Origin of the sequence: Thiomicrospira sp. (genome assembly GCF_014859555.1) — a bacterium.
Classification (GTDB): domain Bacteria; phylum Pseudomonadota; class Gammaproteobacteria; order Thiomicrospirales; family Thiomicrospiraceae; genus Thiomicrospira.
In genome coordinates this window covers 1-2,152 of the sequence record NZ_JACUTY010000121.1, presented here as the reverse complement: position 1 = coordinate 2,152, position 2,152 = coordinate 1, and the positions used below count along the sequence as shown (strand labels likewise).

2 protein-coding genes are annotated in these 2,152 nt (G+C 40.2%); both read right to left on the bottom strand.

Translation table 11 applies throughout. The annotated features are described in order from the left end of the window. Positions 1-54: 54 nt before the first annotated feature. Positions 55-1,920 (bottom strand): ATP-binding protein, encoded by a 1,866-nt coding sequence (locus IBX48_RS10395; RefSeq protein WP_296834309.1) that lies wholly within the window; start codon positions 1,918-1,920, stop codon positions 55-57. Further along, positions 1,871-2,074 (bottom strand): ATP-binding protein, encoded by a 204-nt coding sequence (locus IBX48_RS10390; RefSeq protein WP_296834306.1) that lies wholly within the window; start codon positions 2,072-2,074, stop codon positions 1,871-1,873. Before IBX48_RS10390 ends, IBX48_RS10395 begins: the two co-directional genes overlap by 50 nt. Positions 2,075-2,152: the final 78 nt, after the last annotated feature.

Genomic DNA, 2,152 nt, shown 5'->3' with positions numbered 1-2,152 from the left:
TCTCAACATAATGAGCCCATCATTATGGCAAACTCAAGCTGAAATGCAATCTAGTCAATCATTTGTCGTTATTTTTTGATTGGATGTCAAATAAGCCTGATTAGGTGAATTTCTCTCTGTAGGGAAAGCGAGTTCTAGTTGTCCTGATTTCACTAAACGCGTTAGATATTGTTTGCGTAACGAATCAGGATTTCTATTGAGTAACTCTGCTAAAACTGAAAGAGGTACATAATGTTCTTGGCAAATTTCAAAAATAATCTTTTCCAATTCAGCACAGGGTAGCTTAGCCTTTTCAATAGCTTGTTTGGCACTAGTTTTAAGTCTTTCTAATAGAGACTTATCAACTTCACTTAAGTTATCAATAATGGGGCATCGATGCATGGTGTAGTCTGAAATGCGACGCCCTAAATGATCACGTTGAATATCTGAACTCCGGGTGTTTGGATCCGAACTTAGGGTATTTGAGCTTGAGCTCCGGGTGTTTGGATCCGAACTTAGGGTATTTGAGCTTGAACTCCGGGTGTTTGAACCAAAAAACTCGTCAGGTTTTGGAAGAAAATCATCAAGCATGGTTAAGTGATAACTAGCTCCACGGCTCTGACCTGTTCTAATCAAATAGCCCTGGTCAACTAATTTGTTAAGCGTTTTGCTTATGTCGCTTGCATGCTCAGTGCAAAGCGCAGTTAAGCGGTCATGTGAAACAGTTTTTTCACTTAAAGCAATACCGAGCGCAATTTGTCCAAGATACCCCAAAGAAGCAAAATCTTTACCTAAGTGGCGAGCTAATAACTCCATTGTTCCCTTGGGTAATAGATCCGTCATCCAAAGCTTGAGTTCTGTTCGTTCACTGGGGTCAAAATACTCTTCAATACTGGGTGCTTTCCAGTGGTAATGCTTAACGCTTTTGAATACGGTAGGAATTCCTGTTCCCGATCGTTCACCCGCTCCAATGTAAAAAAACATTTGATGCAATATTCGGTTACGGCAATCTGGTTCACCACCACGTATTGCAGTTTCGACTGGAATACGCATAAGTCCCGGATTGCGAAATAAAATCATATCTGGTTTTTTCTCAATTAAAACCGAGGTGCGCCCACTATAGTCAGCATGCACCAACACATTACAAAGTGATTCACGAATTGCGTCGTGTAATGGTGTTGAATCTTTTCTGACGCCTTTTTCCAATTCAAATGGTACTTTAAGATCTGTAGTTAGCTTTCGATAAATAATCTGATAAAAATCAAATAAGTTACCTGACCAGGTTCCATCAAGTGTTACTCGATCTATCCACCGAGTTTCAGAATCATACTTGGGGTCGAAGCCATCGCGGTAATCCAGTTGATAATTAGGCAGTTTTTCTCGTATTAGATAATCCTGACCAAACATTAACAAACCAGCAAGTGTTAATCCCTGTTGTCCCGTTTCACGGTCTTTACGCCATGCACCAATGCGCTCTAAAAATGATAAATCATCCACTTCATTAAAGGGATGCTGCGGGGTTCTGACAGCAATAAGCTGGCGATAACGTTTTAAACTATCTAGGTTTAAATCATCAATGCCATAACCGACTAAGATTTCATTATCACGAGTTTCATTGACCTGTTCTGCTAATGCACGTTTAACATCTTCATCAGACATTAACTGATCCGAGTCATTAAATCGTCGATAACTATGATTAAACGGCGTATTCTTTAGATAAATAGGTCTTTGCTTGCGTGGGGCTTCGGGAATGGTCACCTTTATAATAGAACCGCCTAAAAGTTCAATCACCTCGATTAACTGATCATTCAGCAAATTAGCACTGACAACACTTGGATTATTGGCGCCTGTCGCAATTTCCTTCAATACCTTATCGGTATCCGTTAACCCGCTAATTGAAAACTGGCCGTTTTTTTTTAACGCCCAGCAAGATGATTCCACCGTAAGTATTTGCTAAAGCAGAATAACTTTGCCAGAATTCCTTTGGAAGGGATCCCTTACCATTCTGGCCTAACGCCGATTTGCATTCGACTGTACAGCTTTCTTTTAGTAGCTGAATATCTTCTAAGCCTTCAATTTTAATTTCATCTTGCATTAGTTTTCTCCGGATACAGCACCTTATCGACTTGTTGCATTAAGCGGGCGGTTTCGGTTAGGGCGACGATGATTTTTT